Annotated in this window: 18 protein-coding genes; 6 read left to right on the forward strand and 12 right to left on the reverse strand. The window is 67.5% G+C overall.

Annotation, left to right across the window (positions count from 1 at the left end; genetic code table 11):
- Positions 1–23: 23 nt before the first annotated feature.
- Complete coding sequence (locus EV672_RS05265; RefSeq protein ID WP_133606974.1) at positions 24–902, reverse strand: MBL fold metallo-hydrolase; 879 nt, start codon at positions 900–902, stop codon at positions 24–26.
- 83 nt (positions 903–985) lie between these two features.
- Here EV672_RS05265 and EV672_RS05270 point away from each other — a divergent pair, with 83 nt between their 5' ends.
- From EV672_RS05270 to EV672_RS05280, 3 genes are read left to right on the forward strand one after another with little or no spacing between them, the layout of a single operon-like run.
- A complete protein-coding gene (locus EV672_RS05270) occupies positions 986–1,357 on the forward strand; it encodes an ArsR/SmtB family transcription factor (RefSeq protein WP_133606976.1) in 372 nt (123 codons plus the stop codon).
- A 34-nt stretch (positions 1,358–1,391) separates the two neighbouring features.
- Entirely contained in the window at positions 1,392–1,580 is a 189-nt protein-coding gene (locus EV672_RS05275) for a YgaP family membrane protein (RefSeq protein ID WP_133607369.1), read from the forward strand.
- A 23-nt stretch (positions 1,581–1,603) separates the two neighbouring features.
- On the forward strand, positions 1,604–2,419 hold the full coding sequence (locus EV672_RS05280) for a sulfite exporter TauE/SafE family protein (protein WP_424923121.1): 816 nt from the start codon (positions 1,604–1,606) through the stop codon (positions 2,417–2,419).
- A gap of 57 nt (positions 2,420–2,476) precedes the next feature.
- Here the strand turns inward: EV672_RS05280 and EV672_RS05285 are convergent, their stop codons facing one another.
- Positions 2,477–4,741 carry a sigma-54-dependent transcriptional regulator gene (locus tag EV672_RS05285; protein ID WP_166643462.1) on the reverse strand — a complete coding sequence of 755 codons (2,265 nt, stop codon included), beginning with the start codon at positions 4,739–4,741 and terminating at the stop codon, positions 2,477–2,479.
- 331 nt (positions 4,742–5,072) lie between these two features.
- Between EV672_RS05285 and EV672_RS05290 the strand changes: the two genes are divergently transcribed.
- Both EV672_RS05290 and rpoH read left to right on the forward strand, forming a co-directional pair.
- A complete protein-coding gene (locus EV672_RS05290) occupies positions 5,073–6,344 on the forward strand; it encodes an HD-GYP domain-containing protein (RefSeq protein ID WP_133606982.1) in 1,272 nt (423 codons plus the stop codon).
- A gap of 130 nt (positions 6,345–6,474) precedes the next feature.
- Positions 6,475–7,404, forward strand: a complete 930-nt coding sequence (gene rpoH / locus EV672_RS05295; RefSeq protein ID WP_133606984.1) for an RNA polymerase sigma factor RpoH — start codon at positions 6,475–6,477, stop codon at positions 7,402–7,404.
- On the opposite strand, the gene pgi is transcribed toward rpoH, so the two are convergent.
- Complete coding sequence (gene pgi, locus EV672_RS05300; RefSeq protein WP_133606986.1) at positions 7,388–9,064, reverse strand: glucose-6-phosphate isomerase; 1,677 nt, start codon at positions 9,062–9,064, stop codon at positions 7,388–7,390. The genes rpoH and pgi overlap by 17 nt on opposite strands.
- Positions 9,061–10,038 (reverse strand): transaldolase, encoded by a 978-nt coding sequence (tal, locus tag EV672_RS05305; RefSeq protein ID WP_133606988.1) that lies wholly within the window; start codon positions 10,036–10,038, stop codon positions 9,061–9,063. Before tal ends, pgi begins: the two co-directional genes overlap by 4 nt.
- 60 nt (positions 10,039–10,098) lie before the next feature.
- Here tal and zwf point away from each other — a divergent pair, with 60 nt between their 5' ends.
- Entirely contained in the window at positions 10,099–11,577 is a 1,479-nt protein-coding gene (gene zwf / locus EV672_RS05310; RefSeq protein WP_133606990.1) for a glucose-6-phosphate dehydrogenase, read from the forward strand.
- 12 nt (positions 11,578–11,589) lie between these two features.
- Here zwf and EV672_RS05315 read toward each other — a convergent pair whose 3' ends face one another.
- From EV672_RS05315 to EV672_RS05350, 8 genes are all read right to left on the reverse strand, one after another.
- Positions 11,590–11,877: an STAS domain-containing protein gene (locus tag EV672_RS05315; protein WP_133606992.1), complete on the reverse strand. Its 288-nt coding sequence runs from the start codon at positions 11,875–11,877 to the stop codon at positions 11,590–11,592.
- Entirely contained in the window at positions 11,877–12,551 is a 675-nt protein-coding gene (locus tag EV672_RS05320; RefSeq protein ID WP_133606994.1) for an MlaC/ttg2D family ABC transporter substrate-binding protein, read from the reverse strand. Before EV672_RS05320 ends, EV672_RS05315 begins: the two co-directional genes overlap by 1 nt.
- Before the next feature lie 172 nt (positions 12,552–12,723).
- On the reverse strand, positions 12,724–13,590 hold the full coding sequence (locus tag EV672_RS05325) for an MlaA family lipoprotein (protein WP_133606996.1): 867 nt from the start codon (positions 13,588–13,590) through the stop codon (positions 12,724–12,726).
- A complete protein-coding gene (mlaD, locus tag EV672_RS05330; RefSeq protein ID WP_133606997.1) occupies positions 13,587–14,069 on the reverse strand; it encodes an outer membrane lipid asymmetry maintenance protein MlaD in 483 nt (160 codons plus the stop codon). Before mlaD ends, EV672_RS05325 begins: the two co-directional genes overlap by 4 nt.
- Positions 14,070–14,094: 25 nt before the next feature.
- Entirely contained in the window at positions 14,095–14,877 is a 783-nt protein-coding gene (gene mlaE / locus EV672_RS05335; RefSeq protein WP_133607371.1) for a lipid asymmetry maintenance ABC transporter permease subunit MlaE, read from the reverse strand.
- The gene (locus tag EV672_RS05340; protein WP_133606999.1) at positions 14,877–15,719 is read right to left on the reverse strand and encodes an ABC transporter ATP-binding protein; all 843 of its coding nucleotides are present in this window, start codon (positions 15,717–15,719) and stop codon (positions 14,877–14,879) included. Before EV672_RS05340 ends, mlaE begins: the two co-directional genes overlap by 1 nt.
- A 114-nt stretch (positions 15,720–15,833) precedes the next feature.
- On the reverse strand, positions 15,834–17,309 hold the full coding sequence (locus EV672_RS05345) for a glutamate synthase subunit beta (RefSeq protein WP_133607001.1): 1,476 nt from the start codon (positions 17,307–17,309) through the stop codon (positions 15,834–15,836).
- A 24-nt stretch (positions 17,310–17,333) separates the two neighbouring features.
- A complete protein-coding gene (locus tag EV672_RS05350; protein WP_133607003.1) occupies positions 17,334–22,142 on the reverse strand; it encodes a glutamate synthase-related protein in 4,809 nt (1,602 codons plus the stop codon).
- Between the last annotated feature and the right edge of the window lie 144 nt (positions 22,143–22,286).

The following is a 22,286-nucleotide window of genomic DNA, read 5'->3' on the forward strand; positions in this document are numbered from 1 at the left end:
AGAGGGTGGAAAGGCAGATCAGGTCAAGCCAGGGCCAGCGGCCAGCGCAGGTAGCGCGTGCCGTTGGCATCGGGTTCGGGCAACTGGCCCGCGCGGATGTTGACCTGGATGGACGGCAGGATGAGGCGGGGCACGGCCAGGGTCGCATCGCGCGCCTGTCGCAGCGCCACGAATTCCGACTCGCCGATGCCATCGTGGATGTGGACGTTGTGGCGGCGCTCGTCGGCCACGGTGCACATGGCCATCGGCGCTCGCTCGGTGAGCGGGTAGTCGTGGCACATGAACAGGCGGGTGTCGTCGGGCAGGGCCAGCAGGCGCTGCACCGAGTGGTAGAGCGCACGGGCGTCGCCGCCGGGGAAGTCGCACCGCGCCGTGCCGACGTCGGGCGGGAACAGGGTGTCGCCCACAAAGACAGCATCGCCCACCACGAAGGCCATGTCGGCCGGGGTGTGGCCGGGCACGTGCCAGGCGGTGGCCAGCAGGTCACCGATGGCGAAGGTCTCGCCGTCGTCGAAGAGGTGGTCGAAGCCATCGCCCTCAGGGCCGTGCGCGGGCAGGGGCTGGCCCGGGTGGAAGCGCGGCTCGAAGATGGCCTGCACCTCGCCGATGGCCCGTCCGATGGCGATGCGCCCGCCCAGCCTGGCCTTCAGGTAGGGCGCGGCAGAGAGGTGGTCGGCATGGGCGTGGGTCTCCAGGATCCAGTCGATGGTCAGGCCCAACTGCTGCACCACGGCCACCACCTCTTCGGCCGCCGTGTGTGAGATGCGGCCGCTGGCAGGGTCGAAATCGCGCACCGGATCGACGATGGCACCGCGCCCACCCTCGCGGTCGCAGACCACGTGGGTGAAGGTGCTGGTGTCGGCATGGAAGAGCGAGACAACGTGGGGCTGGGCAGTGGTCATGGCGGGGCGGCAGCTTCGTCTGAAGTGGAGGGCGTTCAGAAACTTTATTGACAAACAATATATTTGTCAACATAATGTTTTACATGCAAGTGACAGACCCCTCCACCAACACCCCCACCGTGTTGCACGCACCGCCCTCGGCCGCCGACATCGCCGCCCTGCAGGCGTCGGCCGAGCGCGCCTGCGCCCTGTTGCGCGTGCTGGCCAATGCCGACCGCCTGGTGCTGCTGTGCCGCCTCACGCAGGGCGAGTTCTGCGTGAGCGAGCTGGAAAACGACCTGGGCATCCGCCAACCCACGCTGTCGCAGCAGCTGAGCGTGCTGCGACAGGAAGGCCTGGTGGACACCCGCCGCCAGGGCAAGAACATCTATTACCGGCTGGTCAGCGAAGACGCGGCGGCCATCCTGCAGGTCCTGCACAGCCGCATGTGCGGCCAGGCCTTGCCCCATCCCTGATGTTTCCCCAACCCTCCTCAAGGAGTTCAAGATGATCAAAAGCAATGTGGGCGGCATCGACCGCGTGGTGCGCATCGGCGCTGGCCTGACCCTGGTGGCCCTGGCTGCCACCGGCGTGGTCGGCGTGTGGGGCTGGCTGGGCCTGGTGCCCCTGGCCACGGGCTTGTCCGGCTGGTGCCCGGCCTACCTGCCCTTCGGCCTGTCCACCTGCAAGACGCGCTGAGCGAGGGCGGTACCGGCATGGTGGTGTCACTGCTGGACGCGGGCCTGGGCGCGGGCCTGGGCGCCATCGTCGGTCTCATCCTCGCCCTGACCGGCGCGGGTGGCGGCATCCTGGCCATCCCGCTGCTGGTGTGGGTGCTGCACCTGCCCTTGCAGACGGCCGCCCCCATCGGCCTGGCCGCCGTGGGCCTGGCCTCGGCCATGGGCGCGGCGGTGGGCCTGCGCCAGGGCGTGGTGCGCTACCGCGCGGCGGCGCTCATCGGCGTCACCGGCATGCTGTTCGCGCCGCTGGGCGTGGCGCTGGCCCAGCGCCTGCCGGCCCAGCCTTTGCTGCTGGTGTTCGCCGCCGTCATGGCCTGGGTGGGCTGGCGCTCGCTGCAGGCACCCCAGGGTGACCAGGGCGCCTCGGCCGACGCCCCCTCTGGACAGCCACCGCCTTGCCTGGTCAAGGCCGATGGCCGGCTGGACTGGACCACCCCTTGCGCCCGTGCCCTGGCCACCACCGGCGCGGTGTCCGGCTTGCTCAGCGGCCTGATCGGCGTGGGTGGTGGCTTCGTCATCGTGCCCGCCCTCAACCACCGCACCGACCTCGGCCTGCGCCAGGTGCAGGCCACCTCGCTGGCCGTGATCGCGCTGGTCTCGCTGAGTGGCGTGGCCTCGGCCGCGTGGCACGGTGCGCTGGACTGGGCGCTGGCCCTGCCCTTTGCGTTGGGTGCCATGCTGGCCTTGCTGGCAGGACAACGCCTGGCGCTGCAGCTGCCGGCCGCACGGCTCAAACAAGGCTTTGCCTGGCTGACGCTGGCCGTGGCCGCCAGCCTGTTGTTCAAGGCGCTGAATTGATGGCCGCGGACGGCGCCTGAAAGCCCGGCCCTGCCTGGCCCTGCACAGGCCGTCCGCTCAAACGTCCAGCATCGCCCGAAGCGCCACCGCCCGGCGCACGCCCACGAAGGGGGCTTGCGGGTCCAGCCCCCGCAAGGTCTTGTCGAGCAGCTCGCGCGCCTGGCGCAGGCGACCCGCTTCTTGCATCAACAAGGCCAAGTCGGTCGCGGCACGCAAACGGGCCGGCACACAGCCCAAAGCCAGCGCCGTGGACATGGCACTGCGGAAGGCCTCTTCGGCCCCGTCCAGGTCGCCCATGGCGCGACAGGCACGGCCTTGCACATCGAGCAACTCGCCCAGGTAGGCGCGGTCCTGCAGGTCCAGCGCCACGTCCATGGCCTGGCCGATGAGCTGGTTGGCCTCCTCGGCACGGCCCGCGCTCAGCAGCAGCTCGCCCAGCTTCCAGGCCTGGAAGGAATAGAACAGCTTGCCGCCATGGCGCAGCATGTGGGCCTCATAGCCATCGCGGATGGCCAGTTCGGCCTCGGCAGGCCGCCCCTGCGCCGTCAACGCCGCACCGCGCAGCACCTGCCCCACGCCCAGGTAGAACAAAAAGCCATGCTGTTGCGACAGGGCTTCGAGCGCTTCGGCCAGGGGCAACAAGGCCGCCTGGTCTTCGAACAGGCAAGCCAGCCAAGCCGCGCCCTGCAGCGCGATGGCCTGGTTGAAGGGATGGGCGACCGTCTCATGCGCGCGGCGGGTCAGGCGCTCTCGCACGGCCTGCGCACGGGTGAAATCACCGGTGTGGAAAGCCGCCAGCCCTTCGAAATTCAGCGCCAGCCCGATGAGGTCAAAGCCTTGCGTGCGGCAACGCTCCTGCTCACCCACAGGCACCAGGCCACCCCGCTGCAAGCAGGCCAGGGCCTCGGCGCTGTCGCCCAGCCAGAACAGGGTGTTGGCCATGGCCACATGGGCCTCGGCCACCAGGTCGGGATCGCCACTGCCCTGGGCGCGTTGCAGCATCTCCTGCACCGTGCCGCGGGCCTTGCCCAGGTCCATGGCCATGAGCTGGGCGGTCCAGATGCCGAACAGCAAGGAGCCCATCTCGGCGTCTTCCACCACGCCATCGCCGGCCTGGAAGGCCGCCTCGTAAGCCTGCAGGGCCTCGGCGCTCAACCACCCCTCCAGGCTGCGCAGGCTGACGCCCAGCAAACGGTAGAGGTCATAGGCCAGGCGCTGGGATTCGGGCGTGGCGGCCGGCAGGCACACCTGCGCCAGACCCTGGCGCAGCAGGGGCACGGCCTCGCGGAAGGCGGACGCCTGGATGTGCGCTTGCGCCTCGTCCAGGCACTCCTGGGCGCTGCGGCTGCGATCGCCTTGCGCCGCGATGCGCCGCTCCACGGCCTTGCGGCTGACGCCCAGCAAGCGCGCTGCCGCCGATTTGTTGCCGTTGCTGCGCGCCATCGCACGGTCGATCAGCAGCTGCTCGGCGCAGGCCAGTTTGTCCCCACAGGCCAGGCTCAGCAACGCGTCGGCCAAGGCCTGGGCGTCCACCGGCGCAGCAGCCTGCGGGTCGTCCATGTGGTGCGCCAGCACTTCTGGCGTGATGTGGCTGTGCTCCGACAGCACCGCCAGGCGGTCCACCATGCTGCGCAACTGGCGGATGTGGCCCGGCCAGACATGGCCTTGCAAGCGCGCCAGTGCGGACTCGCTGAACGTGAGCGCGCGTGGCTGCAGCGCTGCGAAGTGCCTGACCAGCTCGGGGATGTCGTCGCGGCGCTGGTCCAGGCCGGGCACCTCCAGCACGAACACGGCCAGGCGGTAGTACAGGTCCTCGCGGAAGCGCCCCTCGCGGACCAGCGCGCTCAGGTCGCGGTGAGACGCTGCCACCACCCGGCCGCGGAAATGCTTGACCTCGGTCGAGCCCAGCGGGCGGAAAGAGCGCGTCTCCAGCACGCGCAGCAGCTTGGGCTGCAGGTTCAGCGGCAACTCGCCAATCTCGTCGAGGAACAGCGTGCCCTGCCCGACCCGCTCGAAGTGCCCCGCATGGGCCGCCACCGCGCCCGTGAAAGCACCCTTGGCATGGCCGAACAGCTCGGCCTCGACCAGGTGCTCCGGCAAGGCGCCACAGTTGATGTCCAGGAAAGGCGCCTCGGGGTGGCGGCCCCGCCGGTGCAAGCGCTGCGCCAGCACCTCCTTGCCCGCACCCGTCGGGCCGGAGATCAGCACCGCGCGATCGGTCGGGGCCACCCTGTCCAGCAGACGCAGCAGGTGCAGGAAGGCGGGCGCACGCCCCACCACCTGGGGTTCGGTCAAAGGCAGACCCTGATGGGTGTGGGGCATGGGGGTGGGCTGGCGCAACATCCAAGGCGCCGACGGCATGGGAACGTGCATATTACCCAAATTGACCCATGACACCCTTCGAAATGGACGAATTCGTCCATTTGGGCGAGGCGAAATCACCTCAAGCCGGCGTCAAGCGGGAGCGTGCTGGCATTGGCATGCGGTTTGCATGGTAAGTCACAAATATTGACCGACGACGACACCACCGCGTCTGGCACGAGCGCGGAAAGGGGTCGCCGAACCGGCAAGAATCGGTGTCAGGGAAATCCGGCACCTGCTCAGGGAACCTTCGTGCCATGGCCCAGCAATGGGCTGAAAAGCAGCTTGCCAGATGCACCAGGCGCTCCCCCACCTCGGCGCGGCGAACCCGCACGCGCTCTCGTCTTTTTTGCAGGCCAGCGATGCCTGCCCGATCATCGCCAGCGAGGACATCTGCGACGACCGCGGCGTCAAGCTCTGGGCCCGCAACCAACCGGTGTCCCATGAGTTGCAGCAACGCCTGCTGGACCGCAAACTGCGCCAGCCGCTGGAGGCCTGCCTGAGGGCGCCCGACGGCGTCAACAGCACCGACCTGGTCACCGCCACGCGCCGCCTGTTCGATCCATCCGGGGCCTTGTCGCATGCCCTGAGCCCCTGGGCGGACGAACTGGTCGCCGAAGTGGCCCGATTGCCCCTGCACCCGGTGGTGCAGTTGCTGCTCACGGCCCTGCGCAACAGCCGCACGGAAGCCTTTGAGCACGCCATCGTCACCATGGCACTGGCCGGGGCCGTGTACCTCCACGCGGGCAGCGACCGCTATGAACTGCGCATGGCCATGCTGGCCGGTCTGGTGCACGACGTCGGTGACCTGTACGTTGACCCCGCGCTGCTGGCGCCCGAGCACGCGCTCACGCCGGCCGGCTTCCGCCACGTGGTGATCCACCCGCGCATTGGCGAAATGCTGCTGACGCGCTTGACCGACCACCCCGTGGCGCTGTCCCGCGCGGTGGGCGAGCACCATGAGCGTGGCAATGGCATGGGCTACCCGCTGCGCGCGCGCCACCTGTCGTGGCTGGGCTGCCGCCTCAGCGCCATGGACACCCTGGCCGGCGTGCTGGACGGTGGCCACGACAACGCCTGGGAGCACGGCAGCCTGGCCTTGCGTTTGATCCCTGGCGAGTTCGACGCGGTCGCGATCTCTTTCACCAGCCAGGTGGCCCGTCGCATGCGCGGCCACATGCCCAACAGCGCCGCGGTCGATGCCAGCGCAACCTGGGAGCGCAGCCAGCAACTGGCCGCCCACATCGCAGGCTGCACGCTTGCGGCAGAGCGCCTGGCCGACGCCAGCGCACCGGGCCGCGTGCAAGACAACGCCCGCCAGGCCGCCATGCTGCTCACGCAGCTGACGCAGGCCGGCCACGAGCTGGGCGTGTGGGCCCCGCGGGAGTTGCTCGGGCAAGAGTTCACCGAACTGCACGTGGCCAACCAGGAAATCCAGTTCCGCCTGCGCGCCATCCAGCGCATCACCACCTGGCTGGACGTGGGACTTCTGCCCCATGAAGACCAAGCCCTGGCACAGCTGTGGGTCGGCGCGGCGCCCGCAGCGGTCCACGCGTTCTCCTGACGACCGGCATCCGGCAGACAGGCCGTTGCTCCGAGAAAAACCGCCCTCGGAAAGGGGAACTTTTTCGCCTTAGCACTCTCTGAACAGGAGTGCTAATATGCATCGGAAGGACCCCTGAAGGAGCCCCTTGATGAACACCTTGAACGCCGTCATCCCCCGCGATCCGTGGACCGTGGTGCCCTCGCTGGGCAACCTGGACGCGTACATCCGCTCGGTGCAGGCCATTCCCCTGCTGGAAGCCGCCGAGGAGCAAAACCTCGCCCGCCAGCTGCGCGACCAGAACGACCTGCAGGCCGCCTCGCGCCTGGTGATGTCCCACCTGCGCCTGGTGGTGTCCATCTCGCGCCAGTACATGGGCTACGGCCTGCCGCAAGGCGACCTGATCCAGGAAGGCAACGTCGGGCTGATGAAAGCCGTCAAGCGCTTCGACCCCGATCAGGGTGTGCGCCTGGTGAGCTACGCCATGCACTGGATCAAGGCCGAGATCCACGAGTACATCCTCAAGAACTGGCGCATGGTCAAGGTGGCCACCACCAAGGCCCAGCGCAAGCTCTTCTTCAACCTGCGCTCGCTCAAGCACCAGTACAAGGGTGAAGCCGCCGAGGCCCATGAAGCCCACCTGGGTCGCGCCGGCCTGTCGGAGGCCGACATCCACCGCGTGGCCACCGAGTTGAACGTGCGCCCGGAAGACGTCATCGAGATGGAAACGCGCATGGCCGGCGGCGACGTGGCCCTGGAAGCGCAAGCCGACGACGACCACGACGCCCCGATGGCGCCCGCGGCCTACCTCGCCGACGACCACCACGAGCCCACGCGCATGATCGAGGCGCACCACCGCGACTGGCTGGCCAGCGACGGCATCCAGCACGCCCTGGAAAGCCTGGACGAGCGCAGCCGCCGCATCGTCGAAGAGCGCTGGCTGAAGGTCAACGACGATGGCTCGGGCGGCATGACGCTGCACGACCTGGCAGCGGTCTATGGCGTCAGCGCCGAACGCATCCGCCAGATCGAGGCCGCCGCCATGAAGAAAATGCGCAAGGCCCTCACCGAAGACGCGTGATGAGCTGAGCCGTCGCGGCGTCCAGGCCCGACACGTCGCCGCTGTCCAGGCGCGGCAGCAGGTCCTGGCACAGGGCCTTGCCCAGTTCCACGCCCCACTGGTCGAAGCTGTTGATGCCCCACACGGCGCCGCTCACGAAGGTGCGGTGCTCGTGCAGCGCGACCAGGGCACCCAGGGCGCTCGGCGTGAGGCGATCGAGCAGCAGCGTCAGGCTCGGGCGGTTGCCAGGGAAGGTGCGGTGGCGGGCGATGACCTCGCAGGGCACCACGGGCGAGGCCGTCGGTGCCGCCTCGGACAGCGCCTGCTCGAAGGTCTTGCCGTGCATCAGCGCCTGGGCTTGGGCCAGGGCGTTGGCCAACAGGACCTGGTGCTGCTGCACCAGCGAAGCGCGCAAGGCCGGCGAAAACACCTCGGCGTCGCGGTGGCTGGGTTGGCGCACGAGGATGAACTCCACCGGCACCACGTCGCTGCCCTGGTGCAGCATCTGGAAAAAAGCGTGCTGGCCGTTGGTGCCTGGCTCGCCCCAGACGACGTCGCTGGTGGCATAGGGCAGCGGCTGGCCGTCCACGTCCACGCCTTTGCCATTGCTCTCCATGACGAGCTGCTGCAGGTAGGCCGGCAGGCGGTGCAGGTTCTGGCTGTAAGGCACGACGCAGCGGCTGCGGTAGCCCATGAAGTTGCGCTGCCACACGTCCAGCAGGCCCAGCAGCATCGGCAGGTTGGCGTCGAGCGGCGCATCGGCAAAGTGCCGGTCCATGGCGTGGGCACCGGCCAGCAGCTCGCGGAAGGCATCGGCCCCCACGGCCAGCGCGATCGGCAAGCCGATGGACGACCACATCGAGAAACGCCCGCCCACCCAGTCCCAGAAACCGAAGGTGGTGGTCACGCCAAAGGCCGCGGCCGTTGTCACCTGGGTGGTCGTGCCCACGAAGTGCCGGGCGATGTCCGTGCCGCCCTGCTCGGTGAACCATTGGCGTGCCGTGCGGGCATTGGCCAGGGTTTCCTGCGTGGTGAAGGTTTTGGACGCGACGACGAACAGCGTGTGCTGCGCCTTCAGACGGGGCAGCAGCGCGGCGATGTCCTGCCCATCGACGTTGGAGACGAAATGCACGCGCAGCCGGGGGTGCACCCAGGCAGCGAGCGCGGCCACCACCATCTGCGGGCCGAGGTCCGAGCCGCCGATGCCGATGTGGACGATGTCGTGGATGTCGCCGGGCTGGTCGCCACCGGCCCGCGCACGGATGCCCTCGGCGAACGCCAGCATGCGGTCGAGCTCGGCGTGGACCTGTTCGCCCATGTGAGCCCCGAACGGCACTGCCCCCTTGGGTGCGCGCAAGGCGGTGTGCAGCGCCGCACGGCCTTCCGTGACGTTGGCGATGTCACCGCGCAGCAAGGCGTCACGGCGGGCCTCCAGGCCACACTCGCGGGCGAGGTCGAGCAGGTGGCGGCGCGTGGCCACGTCCCAGTGCGCGCGCGACAAATCGGCCCACACCTCGGGCGCCTGCAGGCTCAGGCGCTGCGCGCGGTCGGGGTCGTCGGTGAACAGCTGGCGCAGGTCCAGCGCGTGGCCATGCGCTTCGGCATGGCCTTGCAATGCCGACCAGGCCACCGTGCGGTCACAGCGCGGCCAGCGGCCGCTCGTGGGCTCGTGGCGGTTCATGCCGAGGTCGGCGCAGTCGAGTGCCCTGCCAGCAAGGCGTCGATCAGCGCGTCCAGCTTGGCCGCATCGGCGGCGAACAGGCGGATGCCCTCGGCCAGCTTCTCGGTGGCCATGGCGTCTTCGTTGAGCTGGTAGCGGAAGTCGGCTTCGCTCAGCGGCGCTTCGGGCGCCTCCACCGCGCTCGGCGGCGTCAGCAGGCGGGGCAAGTCGGCCTCGGACGCCTGCAGTTGCGCCAGCAACTCGGGGCTGATGGTCAGCAGATCGCACCCGGCCAGGGCGGTGATCTGGCCGACGTTGCGGAAGCTCGCGCCCATGACCTCGGTGCGCACGCCGTGCTGCTTGTAATAACGCCAGATGCGCGCCACCGACTGCACGCCGGGGTCGTTCTCACCGGCACGCGCGGCCTCGTCCCACTGGGCGCCGGCCGACTTCTTGTGCCAGTCGTAGATGCGGCCCACGAAGGGCGAAATGAGCTGCACGCCGGCATCGGCACAGGCACGCGCCTGGGCAAAGGCGAACAGCAGCGTCAGGTTGGTGTGGATGCCCTCGGCCTCCAGCACGCGGGCGGCCTGGATGCCCTCCCAGGTGGCCGCCACCTTGATGAGCACGCGCGAACGCGGCACACCCGCGGCCTCGTACAGGCCCATGATGTGGCGAGCCCGCGCCAGCGTGGCGGCGGTGTCGAAGCTCAGGCGGGCGTCCACCTCGGTGGAGACCCGCCCCGGCACGACCTTCAAGATTTCCAGTCCGAAGCGCACCAGCACCTCGTCCACGATGTCGGCGTGCGCCACACCGCGGTGGGCCGCCACGGTGTCGGCCAGCAGGGGCGCGTACTCGGGCTTTTGCACCGCCTTGAGGATGAGCGACGGGTTGGTCGTGGCATCTTGCGGGGCGAACTGGGCCATCAGGCGGAAGTCACCGGTGTCGGCCACCACGGTGGTGTGGGCCTTGAGCTGCGCGAGTTGGGACGTCATGTCTGGAAAAAGCGGTTTGATCCTGCGATTTTGAAGCCAAAACGATGACACAGTGGTGGAATGTCCTTCGACCTCGTTCTCTTTGGCGGCACCGGCGACCTCACCTGGCGCAAGCTCATGCCTGCCCTCTTCCAGGCCTGGCGCCACGGCAAACTGCCGGCCGACGGTCGCATCCTGGCCGTGGCCCGCGACGATCAGACCGACGACAGCTACCGCGCCTGGCTGCACGAACGCCTGCAGGCCGCCGAAAGTGCCAAGCGCCCCAGCGACGAGGAATACGCCCAGTTCGCGCAACGCGTGCACTACCTGCGCATGGACCTCTCCCAGCCCGCCGACTACACCCGCCTGAGCGACTGGCTGAACACCCGGGCAGGCGGCGCGCCCGCCGACACCGTGGTCATGTACCTGGCCACCAGCCCCCACCTCTTCCCGATGATTTGCGAGCAGCTGGGCGCCAGCGGGCTCAATGGCGAACGCGTGCGCGTGGTGCTGGAAAAACCGCTGGGCCACGACCTGGCCAGCGCACAGGCCATCAACCGCGCGGTGGGCGCCGTGTTCAGCGAACGCCAGGCGCTGCGCATCGACCACTACCTCGGCAAGCCCTCGGTGCAGAACCTCATGGCGCTGCGTTTCGGCAACGCCTTGTTCGAGCCGCTGTGGCGCCGCGAAAGCATCGCCAACATCCAGATCACCCTGGCCGAATGCCTGGGCGTGGGCACGCGCGGCGACTTCTACGACCGCACCGGCGCCCTGCGCGACATGGTGCAGAACCACGCGCTGCAACTGCTCACCATGATCGCCATGGAGCCGCCGTCGAGTGCCGATGCCGACGCCATCCGCGACGAAAAGCTCAAGGTGCTGCGCTCGCTCAAGCCCTTCGATGCGGCCTCGGTGGCGCGCGACGTGGTGCGCGGCCAATACCGTGCTGGCACCGTGCAGGGAGGCGCCGTCAAGGGCTACCTCGAAGAAGACAAGGTGCCCGCAGGCAGCCAGACCGAGACCTTCGTGGCCCTGCGCTGCGAGGTGCAGAACTGGCGCTGGGCGGGTGTGCCCTTTTACCTGCGCACCGGCAAGCGCATGGGCCAGTACCAGGCCGAGATCGTCGTGAGCTTCCGCCCGACACCGCACACCATCTTCCCCGGCGCACAGCAGCCCAACCAGTTGGTGATCCGCCTGCAGCCGGAAGACGGCCTGGAGTTGCGCCTGATGGCCGCACAAGGCGGCTTGAACGCGGCGGGCGCGGGCGCGGTGCAGGAGTCACTGACCCCCGTGTCGCTGGACCTGGATTTCCACAAAGCCTTCGCCAGCGAGCGCGTGGGCGCCTACGAGCGCATGCTGCTTGACGCGCTCGCGGGCAGGCTCAACCTCTTCGTGCGCTCAGACGAGCAAGAGCAGGCCTGGCGCTGGGTGGAGCCCATCCTGCAAGCCTGGCGGGACGACCCGTCAGGCCCTCGCCCCTATGCGGCAGGCACCTGGGGCCCGGCCGCGGCCAGCGCCCTGGTGGCGCGCGATGGCGTGGCCTGGGCGGAAGAGGCCTGAGGTTTTCTCAGGTCAGGCTGACTGCAGCAGGCCGTCCACGCCGTACAGGCGGGCCAGCTCGGTGAGCTTCGGGGGCAGCGAGCGCACCGAAAACGCACGGCCCTTGGCACGCGCCATGCGCTGGCACTCCAGCAGCACCGCCAGCGCGCTGGAGTCGAACTGGCGCAGGTCCGAACCATCGACCGTCAGCATGGCGGCCTCCGAGCCCCCGGCCGCGGCCGCCTGGCTCAGCGTCTGCGTGAACAGGCTGAGCACATGCGGCACCTCCGCGTGCGTGATGACCGAAGGCAGCAACAGCATCAGCCAGCCACCTTCTTGGCAGCGAGCTGCTTGTTGCGCTCGACCAGCTTGCCGATCAGGCCATCCACGCCCGAAGCGGTGACTTCCTGCGCGAAGCTGCTCTGGTAGGTCTGCACCAGCCAGGCGCCCAGCACGTTGACGTCGTAGATCTTCCAGCCGCCTTCGACCTTCTCCAGTCGGTAGTCCAGCTGGATGGTGTCGCCCTTGTTGCGCACCAGCGTGCGCACAACCACTTCCGAGTCTTCCGGACGGCTGCGCATGGGCTTGTACTCGATGGTCTGGTCCTTGATCTGGGCGGCGGCACCCGCGTAGGTATAGACCAGCAAGATCTTGAACTCTTCCTGCAGGCGCTTTTGCTGCTCGGGCGTGGCCTGGCGCCAGCTGCGGCCCACGGCGGTGGCCGTCATGCGCTGCAGGTTGACGTTGGGCATGATCTTGCTGTCCACCATGGCCTGGACCTTGCGCAAGTCGCCCTGCTGGATGGCCTTGTCGGACTTGACGGTGGCAAACACCTCGTCGGTGATGGACTTGATGAAGGCGTCAGGTGCCAAGGCCGTGGTGGCATCGGCAGCGGCAGCAGTCTGGGCCGACAGCGCGGTCAAGGGCAGGGCCGCGCCCAGGGTGAGGGCGCTGGCCAGCAGGGATTGCTGCAAAACGTGGCGGAAATTGTGCATGGAGAGCTCCTTGAGTGTCACGGCCTTCTGTCGCTCAACGCGCGAGGTGGTCGTCAGGACGACAAACCCTTGCCTGGGCAGTGATCTAGGCCACAGTATGCCTCGGCCACCGCAAGTTTGCTGCGGTGCCGCACACGACCCATCTACAGCCCCGGCACGGCCCCTGCCCGGCTCAGGGCTGGGCGGGCGCGGAGGGTGCTGGTGCTGGTGCTGGTGCCGGAGCCGGAGCCGGAGCCGGAGCCGAAGCTGCACCATCGGCGCTGGCCGATGCAGCTTCGGCCGCAGGCACGTCGCCCTCGGGGTCCTCGGGGTCTTCCAAAGGCTCGTCGTCTTCCGGGGGGTTGCCTTCGTAGATCAGGTTCTGGCGGCGCTGCAGGTAGGCATCGCGGGTGAAGGCGTATTTGTCCAGGGCCACATCGTCCAGCAGGCCGGTGGCGCCGAGCAAGCCGGCGCGCACGCTGATCAACTGCAGGCCGGCCAGACCGAAGGTGGCGCCATCGGTGTCACCGAAAGTGGACGCAGAGAAGTAAAGATCGCCGGGGATGCTGACCGAGTCACGCAGCGTCGAGGGGCCCAGCACCGGCCAGACGATGTAGGCGCCCGGCTTGACGCCCCAGACACCCAGGGTCTGCCCGAAGTCTTCGTTCGGACGGTCCAGGCGCATGGGCGTGGCCCAGTCCACCAGGCCACCCAGGCCCAGGGTCGTGTTGATGGCGACGCGCATCACCGAGACCGTGCCATCGCGGAAGCGGCCCTGCAGGAACAGGTTGACGGTGGACCAGACGTCTCGGACGTTGTTGAACACGTTGCGCACGCTGGTGCGCACCGGCTCGGGCGTGACCTGGTTGTAGCCCGTGGCCACCGGACGCAGCACGTTGGCGTCCAGCGCCTCGTTGAAGGCGAACACCTGGCGGTTCCAGGACTCGATCGGGTCTGGGTTCTGGCGCGTCGCACAGCCCTGCAAGGTGGCCGCGAGCAGCACCGCAGCCCCCAGCGTGGCCGCGCGGCGCAGGTGCGATGTTGAAGCGACAGACTTCATTTGCTGGCCCCCTTGGCGCCAGTGTCGTCTGCCGCCTTGCTGAAGAGGAACTGCGAGATCAGGTTTTCGAGCACGATGGCCGATTGCGTGGACTTGATGGTGTCGCCCTGGGCCAGGCTGGTCTCGCCATAGCCTGGCTCCAAGCCGATGTACTGCTCGCCCAGCAGACCGGAGGTCAGGATCTTGGCCGAGGTGTCTTTCGGGAAGACCACGTCCTTGTTGAGCTTGAGCTCAACCTGGGCCTGGTAGCCCTTGGTGTCGAAGGTGATGTTGCCCACGCGGCCCACGACCACGCCGGCGCTGCGCACGGCAGCCTTGGACTTCAAGCCGCCGATGTTGTCGAAGCGGGCCACCACGGTGTAGCCCTGGTCGAAATTGAGGGTCAGCAGGTTGCCGGCCTTCAGCGCCAGGAACAGGATGGCGGCGGCGCCCAAGAGCACGAACAAGCCCACCCAGACGTCATGTTTCCATTTTTGCATCGTTGTTCTTTCCAGTTGGCCAGGTTCAGATCGAGAACATCATGGCCGTCAGCACGAAATCCAGGCCGAGCACGGCCAGCGAGGCCATCACGACGGTGCGGGTGGTGGCCAGCGAGACGCCCTCGGGCGTGGGCTGGCACTCGTGGCCTTGCAGCAGCGCCACGAAGGTGACGGTCAGGCCGAACACCAGGCTTTTGAGGATGCCGTTGCCCACGTCGGCAAAGACCTCCACCCCGCCCTGCATCTGCGACCAGAAGGCGCCCGGGTCCACCCCGATCATCACCACGCCGACCAGCCAGCCGCCCATGATGCCCACCGCAGAAAACACCGCGGCCAGCAAAGGCATGGCGATCACGCCTCCCCAGAAGCGCGGCGCCAGCACGCGGGCCACCGGGTCCACGCCCATCATTTCCATGGCAGCAAGTTGCTCGCCTGCCTTCATCAGGCCGATGCCCGCGGTCAGGGCCGTGCCGGCGCGCCCGGCAAACAGCAACGCGGCCACCACCGGCCCCAGTTCACGCACCAGGGACAGCGCAACCATCAGGCCCAGGGCTTCGCTGGAGCCATAGCGCTGCAGGATGTAGTAGCCCTGCAGCCCCAGCACGAAGCCCACGAACAGGCCGGACACCATGATGATGGCCAGCGAGTAGTTGCCCAGAAAGAAGATCTGCTCGGTCAGCAGGTGAGGTCGGCGCAGGGTCGTGCCGAGCAGGCCCAGCAAGCGCAGGAACAAGCGCGCGGCGTAGCCCAGGTCGGCCAGCTTGCTGCGCACGGCCAGGCCGACGTTGGCGGGGTTGAGCCACTGCATCATCCGCGCACTCCGAAATCGTGTCCGGCGTCCACGGCCGGATGGTGGAAGCGCACCGGGCCATCGGGCTCGGCGTGCACGAACTGCTTGACCAAGGGGTCGTCGCTGGCGCTCATCTCGGCCGGCGTGCCCTGGGCCACGATGCGGCCATTGGCCAGCAGCACGACGTGGTCGGCGATGACGAAGGTCTCGTGCACATCGTGGGAGACGAGGACGGTGGTCAGGCCCATGGTGTCGTTGAGCTCGCGGATGAGCCGCGCGGCCACGCCCATGGAGATGGGGTCCAGGCCGGCGAAGGGCTCGTCGTAGAGCATGAGTTCGGGGTCCAGCGCCATGGCACGCGCCAGCGCCACGCGACGCGCCATGCCGCCCGACACCTGGCTGGGCAGGAGGTCGCGCGCACCGCGCAAGCCCACGGCGTTGAGCTTCATGAGCACCAGGTCGCGCAGGATGGCTTCGGGCAACTTGGTGTGCTCGCGCAGCGGGAAAGCCACGTTTTCGAACACGGTCAGGTCGGTGAACAGCGCGCCTTGCTGGAAGAGCATGCCCATGCGCCGGCGCATGGCCATCAGCCCCTCGGCATCGAGCGCGGCGATGTCCTGGCCGTCGATCAGCACCTGGCCCGTCATGGGCAGGATCTGGCGACCGATGAGGCGCAGCACCGTGGTCTTGCCGCCGCCCGAGGTGCCCATCAGGGCCACGACCTTGCCGCGCGGCACGCTCAGGCTGATGTCTTCCAGGATGACGCGCTGGCCATAGCCGCAGGTCACCGAACGGAGTTCGATGAAGGGGCGACTGGCATCGCCAGAGGCGTCGAGCGGCACGGGGACAGAAGGTGACATGGCCATGAAAAAAGAGCCGGTGACAGCACCGGCTCCTTGATCATAGGGGATTCACCGATCACCTGCCGCCCCACCGCGGGGTGGACGCAACAGACGAAGGGTTCGGGGATTGACTCAGCGCGGCAAGGTGCTGGCACCCATCAGGAAGGCATCGACCTCGCGGGCAGCCTGACGGCCTTCGCGGATGGCCCACACCACCAGGGACTGGCCACGGCGCACGTCACCGGCGGCGAACACCTTGGCGACATTGGTCTTGTAACCCGTGTCGGCATCGGTGCCGGCCTTGGCGTTGCCTCGGGCGTCCTTCTCGACGCCGAAGCCCTGCAGGAGGGTGTCCACCGGGTTGGTGAAGCCCATGGCCAGCAGCACCAGGTCGGCCTTGAGCGTCTGCTCGGAGCCCGCGACCTCTTCGAACTTGCCGTTCTTGAACTCGACGCGCACGGTCTTGACGCCCGTGACCTTGCCAGCCTCGCCGATGAACTCCTTGGTGGCGATGGCGAATTCGCGCTCGCAACCCTCTTCGTGACTGGACGAGGTGCGCAGCTTGATCGGCCAGTAGGGCCAGGTCAGCTCCTTGTTCTCCTCTTCGGGCGGCTGAGGCATCACTTCGAACTGCACCACGCTCTTGGCGCCATGGCGGTTCGAGGTGCCGACGCAGTCGGAGCCGGTGTCGCCACCGCCGATGACGATGACGTGCTTGCCATCGGCGCGGATCTGCTCCTTGACCTTGCCACCGGCGTTCACACGGTTCTGCTGGGGCAGGAATTCCATGGCGAAGTGGATGCCCGCCAGGTCGCGGCCGGGCACGGGCAAGTCACGCGACTGCTCGGAGCCACCGGTCAGGATGACGGCGTCGAAGTCCTTTTGCAGCTGCTCGGGCGTGACCGTGGTCTGGGCCCAGTTGGTGACCTTGGCGGCCGCACCGGACTTGGGCAGCTCACCGACGATGGTGTTGGTCTTGAAGACCACGCCTTCGGCTTCCATTTGCTGGACACGGCGGTCGATGTGCGACTTGTCGAACTTGAAGTCGGGGATGCCGAAGCGCAGCAGGCCACCGATGGTGTCGTTCTTCTCGAACACGGTCACGTCGTGGCCGACGCGGGCCAGCTGCTGGGCCGCGGCCATGCCGGCGGGGCCGGATCCCACGATGGCGACCTTTTTGCCCGTCTTGACCTTGGCCGGTTGCGGCTGGACCCAACCTTCGGCCCAGGCGCGGTCGATGATCGAATGTTCGATCGACTTGATGCCCACGGCGTCGTTGTTGATGTTGAGCACGCAAGCCGCTTCACAGGGCGCCGGGCAGACGCGGCCGGTGAAGTCGGGGAAGTTGTTCGTGCTGTGCAGCACTTGAACAGCGTTCTTCCAGTCGCCCTGGAAGACCAGGTCGTTGAAGTCCGGGATGATGTTGTTGACCGGGCAGCCGTTGTTGCAAAACGGTGTGCCGCAGTCCATGCAGCGCGCGCCTTGGACCTTCGCCTCTTCGGCGCTCAGGCCGATGACGAATTCCTTGTAGTTCTTGACGCGCTTCTCGACGGGCTCATAGCCCTCTTCGAGGCGCTCAAATTCCAGAAAGCCAGTGACTTTTCCCATTTCAATTCACTCCTGGTGTGTGGCTCAGGCCTTGGCCTTGCCAGACTTTGCCTTGCCGTCATCGCCCTTGTCGCTGCCCTTCGCCTTCGCGATGGTCGTGGCAGCTTCGGACTTGGCGCCCATCTCGGTGAGGGCGCGGCGGTATTCGTGCGGGAAGACCTTGACGAACTTGGTGACGGAGGTCGACCAGTTGTCGAGGATCTCGCGGGCACGCAGCGAGCCGGTCCAGCGGTGGTGGTCTTCGACCAGCTTCTTCAGCAACGCTTCGTCGGCTTGGCCCTTGTGCATCGGGATGCCAGCATCTGCCTGCTCGGCGGCGGTCAGGACCTTCTCCAGGGTGACCTGGGCGGTGTTGACGCGCTTGGCGAACTGACCGTCTTCGTCGAAGACGTAAGCCAGACCACCCGACATGCCGGCAGCGAAGTTGCGACCGGTGCGACCCAGCACGACGACGGTGCCGCCGGTCATGTACTCGCAACCGTGGTCGCCTGTGCCCTCGACCACCGCCGTGGCGCCAGACAGGCGCACGCCGAAGCGCTCGCCGCCCACACCGCGGAAGAAGGCCTCACCCTCGGTGGCACCGTACAGCACGGTGTTGCCGACGATGATGTTGTCGGTGGACGAGCCGCGGAAGTCGATGCTCGGACGCACCACCACGCGGCCGCCGCTCAGGCCCTTGCCGGTGTAGTCGTTGGCTTCACCGATCAGGTACAGCGTGATGCCCTTGGCCAGGAAAGCGCCGAAGGACTGGCCGCCCGTGCCTTCCATCTGGATGTACACGGTCTGGTCGGGCAGGCCGTCAGGGTGGTGCTTGATCAGCTCGCCCGACAGCATGGCGCCGACGGTGCGGTTGACGTTGCGGGCCTGCTCCATGAACTGGACCTTCTCGCCACGCTGGATGGCGGGCTGGGCCTTCTCGATCAAGCGCAGGTCCAGGGCCTTGTCCAGACCGTGGTCTTGCGTGCTGGTGTGCAGACGGGGCACATCGGCAGGCACCGGGGGCAGCGCGAAGACGCGACCGAAGTCCAGGCCCTTGGCCTTCCAGTGAGCGACGCCCTTCTTGGTGTCCAGCAAGTCGGCACGGCCGATCAGGTCGTCGAACTTGCGCACGCCCAGCTGGGCCATGATCTGACGCGCTTCTTCGGCGACGAAGAAGAAGTAGTTCACGACGTGCTCGGGCTTGCCGTTGAACTTCTTGCGCAGCACCGGGTCCTGCGTGGCCACGCCCACCGGGCAGGTGTTGAGGTGGCACTTGCGCATCATGATGCAGCCTTCGACCACCAGCGGTGCAGTGGCGAAGCCGAACTCGTCGGCACCCAGCAGCGCGCCGATGACGACGTCACGGCCGGTCTTCATCTGACCGTCGGTCTGCACGCGCACGCGGCCGCGCAGGCGGTTCAGCACCAGGGTCTGCTGGGTTTCGGCCAGGCCAAGCTCCCACGGCGTGCCGCAGTGCTTGATGGACGACCAGGGCGAAGCGCCCGTGCCACCGTCGTGGCCGGCGATCACGATGTGGTCGGCCTTGGCCTTGGCCACACCGGCCGCCACCGTGCCCACGCCGACTTCCGACACCAGCTTGACCGACACGTCGGCCTTGGGGTTGACGTTCTTCAGGTCGTGGATCAGCTGGGCCAGGTCTTCGATCGAGTAGATGTCGTGGTGCGGCGGGGGCGAGATCAGGCCCACACCCGGCACGGAGTGACGCAGCTTGCCGATGTACTCGGAGACCTTGCCGCCCGGCAGCTGACCGCCTTCACCGGGCTTGGCGCCCTGGGCCATCTTGATCTGGATCTGGTCGGCCGACACCAGGTACTCGGTCGTCACGCCAAAGCGGCCGGACGCCACCTGCTTGATCTTCGAGCGCAGGCTGTCGCCTTCCTGCATCTCGTAATCGGCTTCGATGCGCGAGGCGCCGATCACGTCGGACACCTTGGTGCCGGCCTTGATGGCGATGCCCTTGAGCTCGTTGCGATAACGGTTCTCGTCTTCGCCGCCTTCGCCGGTGTTCGACTTGCCGCCGATGCGGTTCATGGCCAGGGCCAGGGTCGAGTGGGCTTCCGTGGAGATGGAACCCAGCGACATGGCGCCGGTGGCGAAACGCTTGACGATCTCGGCCGCCGGTTCGACTTCCTCGACGGGGATGGCCTTGGCCGGGTCGATCTTGAACTCGAACAGGCCGCGCAGCGTCAGGTGACGGCGCGACTGGTCGTTGATCAGCTGGGCGTATTCCTTGTAGGTGTCGAACTTGCCCGAGCGCGTGGCGTGCTGCAGCTTGGCGATGGCGTCCGGCGTCCACATGTGCTCTTCGCCACGGGCGCGCCAGGCGTACTCGCCGCCGGTTTCCAGCATGGAGGCCAGCACGGGGTCGTCGCCGAAGGCTGCGGTGTGGTTGCGGATGGCTTCCTCGGCCACTTCGAACACGCCGATGCCACCGACCTGCGTCGGGGTGCCACGGAAGTACTTGTCGATCAGCGGCTTGTTCAGGCCGATGGCCTCGAACAGCTGGGCGCCGCAGTAGGACATGTAGGTGGACACGCCCATCTTCGACATGATCTTGGACAGGCCCTTGCCGATCGCCTTGATGTAGTTGTAGATGGCCTTGTCGGCGGACAGATCGCCCGGCAGGTCCTTGGCCATCTGGGCCAGGGTTTCCATCGCCAGGTAGGGGTGGACGGCTTCGGCGCCATAACCGGCCAGCACGGCAAAGTGGTGCACTTCGCGGGCGGTGCCGGTCTCCACGACCAGGCCGGCCGAGGTGCGCAGGCCCTTGCGGACCAGGTGGTGGTGGATGGCCGACAGGGCCAGCAGCGCGGGGATGGCGATGTGGGCGCGGTCCATCTTGCGATCGGAAATGATCAGGATGTTGTGACCGGACTGGATCGCTTCCACGGCTTCCGCGCACAGCGATGCCAGGCGGGCTTCGACGCCCTCATGGCCCCACTGCGCGGGGTAGGTGATGTCCACCTCGTAGGGCTTGAACTTGCCGCCGGTGTGCTTCTCGATGTTGCGCAGGCGGGCCATGTCGCTGAAGTCCAGCACGGGCTGGCTGACTTCCAGGCGCATCGGCGGGTTCACGGCGTTGATGTCCAGCAGGTTCGGCTTGGGGCCGATGAAGGACACCAGCGACATCACCACGGCTTCGCGGATCGGGTCGATGGGCGGGTTCGTGACCTGGGCGAACAGCTGCTTGAAGTAGTTGTACAGCGGCTTGTTCTTGTCGGAGAGCACGGCCAGGGGCGAGTCGTTGCCCATGGAGCCGGTGGCTTCTTCGCCGTTGGTGGCCATCGGGGCCATCAGGAACTTGATGTCTTCCTGGGTGAAGCCGAAAGCTTGCTGGCGGTCCAGCAGCGACTCACCGAACTCGCCAGCGACGCCCTGGCCATCGATGCCGTCCAGCTTGATGCGGACGTTCTCGATCCACTGACGGTAGGGCTTGGCCGAGGCGTACTGGGCCTTGAGCTCTTCGTCGTCGATGATGCGGCCTTGCTCGAAGTCGATCAGCAGCATCTTGCCGGGCTGCAGGCGCCACTTCTTGACGATCTTGTTCTCGGGGATGGGCAGCACGCCGGACTCCGAGGCCAGCACGATCAGGTCGTCATCGGTGATGATGAAACGAGCGGGGCGCAGGCCGTTGCGGTCGAGGGTGGCGCCGATCTGGCGACCGTCGGTGAACACCATGGCGGCGGGGCCGTCCCACGGCTCCATCATGGCGGCGTGGTATTCGTAGAAGGCGCGGCGGCGCTCGTCCATGGTGGCGTGCTGCTCCCAGGCTTCCGGGATCATCATCATGGCGGCGTGGGCCAGGGGGTAGCCGGCCATCGTCAGCAGTTCGAGCGCGTTGTCGAACGTGGCGGTATCGGACTGGCCGTCCAGGCTGATCGGGTACAGCTTGGCCAGGTCTTCGCCCAGCACGGGCGACTTCATCACGCCTTCGCGGGCGCGCATCCAGTTGAAGTTGCCCTTGACGGTGTTGATTTCACCGTTGTGGGCGACCATGCGGTACGGGTGGGCCAGCGGCCACTCGGGGAAGGTGTTGGTCGAGAAGCGCTGGTGCACCAGGGCCAGGGCCGAGGTGACGCGCTCGTCGGCCAGGTCCAGGTAGTACTTGCCGACCTGGTCGGCCAGCAGCAGGCCCTTGTAGATGATGGTGCGGCACGACATGCTGGGCACGTAGTACTCGGAACCGTGGGTCAGATTCAGGCTCTGGATCTTGCTGGACGCCGTCTTGCGGATGACGAAGAGCTTGCGCTCCAGGGCATCGGGCACCAAGATGTCGTGGCCACGGCCGATGAAGACCTGGCGGATGACGGGTTCCTTCTCACGGACCAGCGGCGACATGGGCATGTCGCGGTCCACGGGGACGTCACGCCAGCCCAGCAGCACCTGGCCTTCGGCCTTGATGGCGCGCTCGAGCTCTTGCTCGCAAGCCTGGCGGGAAGCGCTTTCCTTGGGCAGGAAGATCATGCCGACGCCGTACTCGCCGGGCGGGGGCAGCTCGACGCCCTGCTTGGCCATCTCGGCGCGGTAGAACTCGTCGGGGATCTGGATCAGCAGGCCGGCACCGTCACCCATCAGCGGGTCGGCACCGACGGCACCGCGGTGGTCGATGTTTTCCAGGATCTGCAGGCCCTGGCGCACGATGCTGTGCGCCTTCTGGCCCTTGATGTGGGCGACAAAGCCCACGCCGCAGGCGTCGTGCTCGGCATTGGCGTACAGGCCGACTTCGGCGGCGGCCTGGATTTCCTGGCGGGTGGCCACGGCGGAGGTCGCAGCAGCGGCAGCGTCAGACACGGGGAAGATGGGGAACGAGGTTCCCGAAGTCGCCTGGCTCATAGGGGCGCTCCAGCAAGAGGTGTGGAAAAACAACGCGGGGGACCCCGGAGGATACTGCCCCTGTTCGCCGGACACAAGCGCTAATAAATGGGGTCAGATGTAAATATCCGACGCAGCGCGAGGGGTCTCGCTAAAAAATAGGGT

It is taken from the genome of Aquabacterium commune (assembly GCF_004362855.1).
Lineage (GTDB): Bacteria > Pseudomonadota > Gammaproteobacteria > Burkholderiales > Burkholderiaceae_C > Aquabacterium > Aquabacterium commune.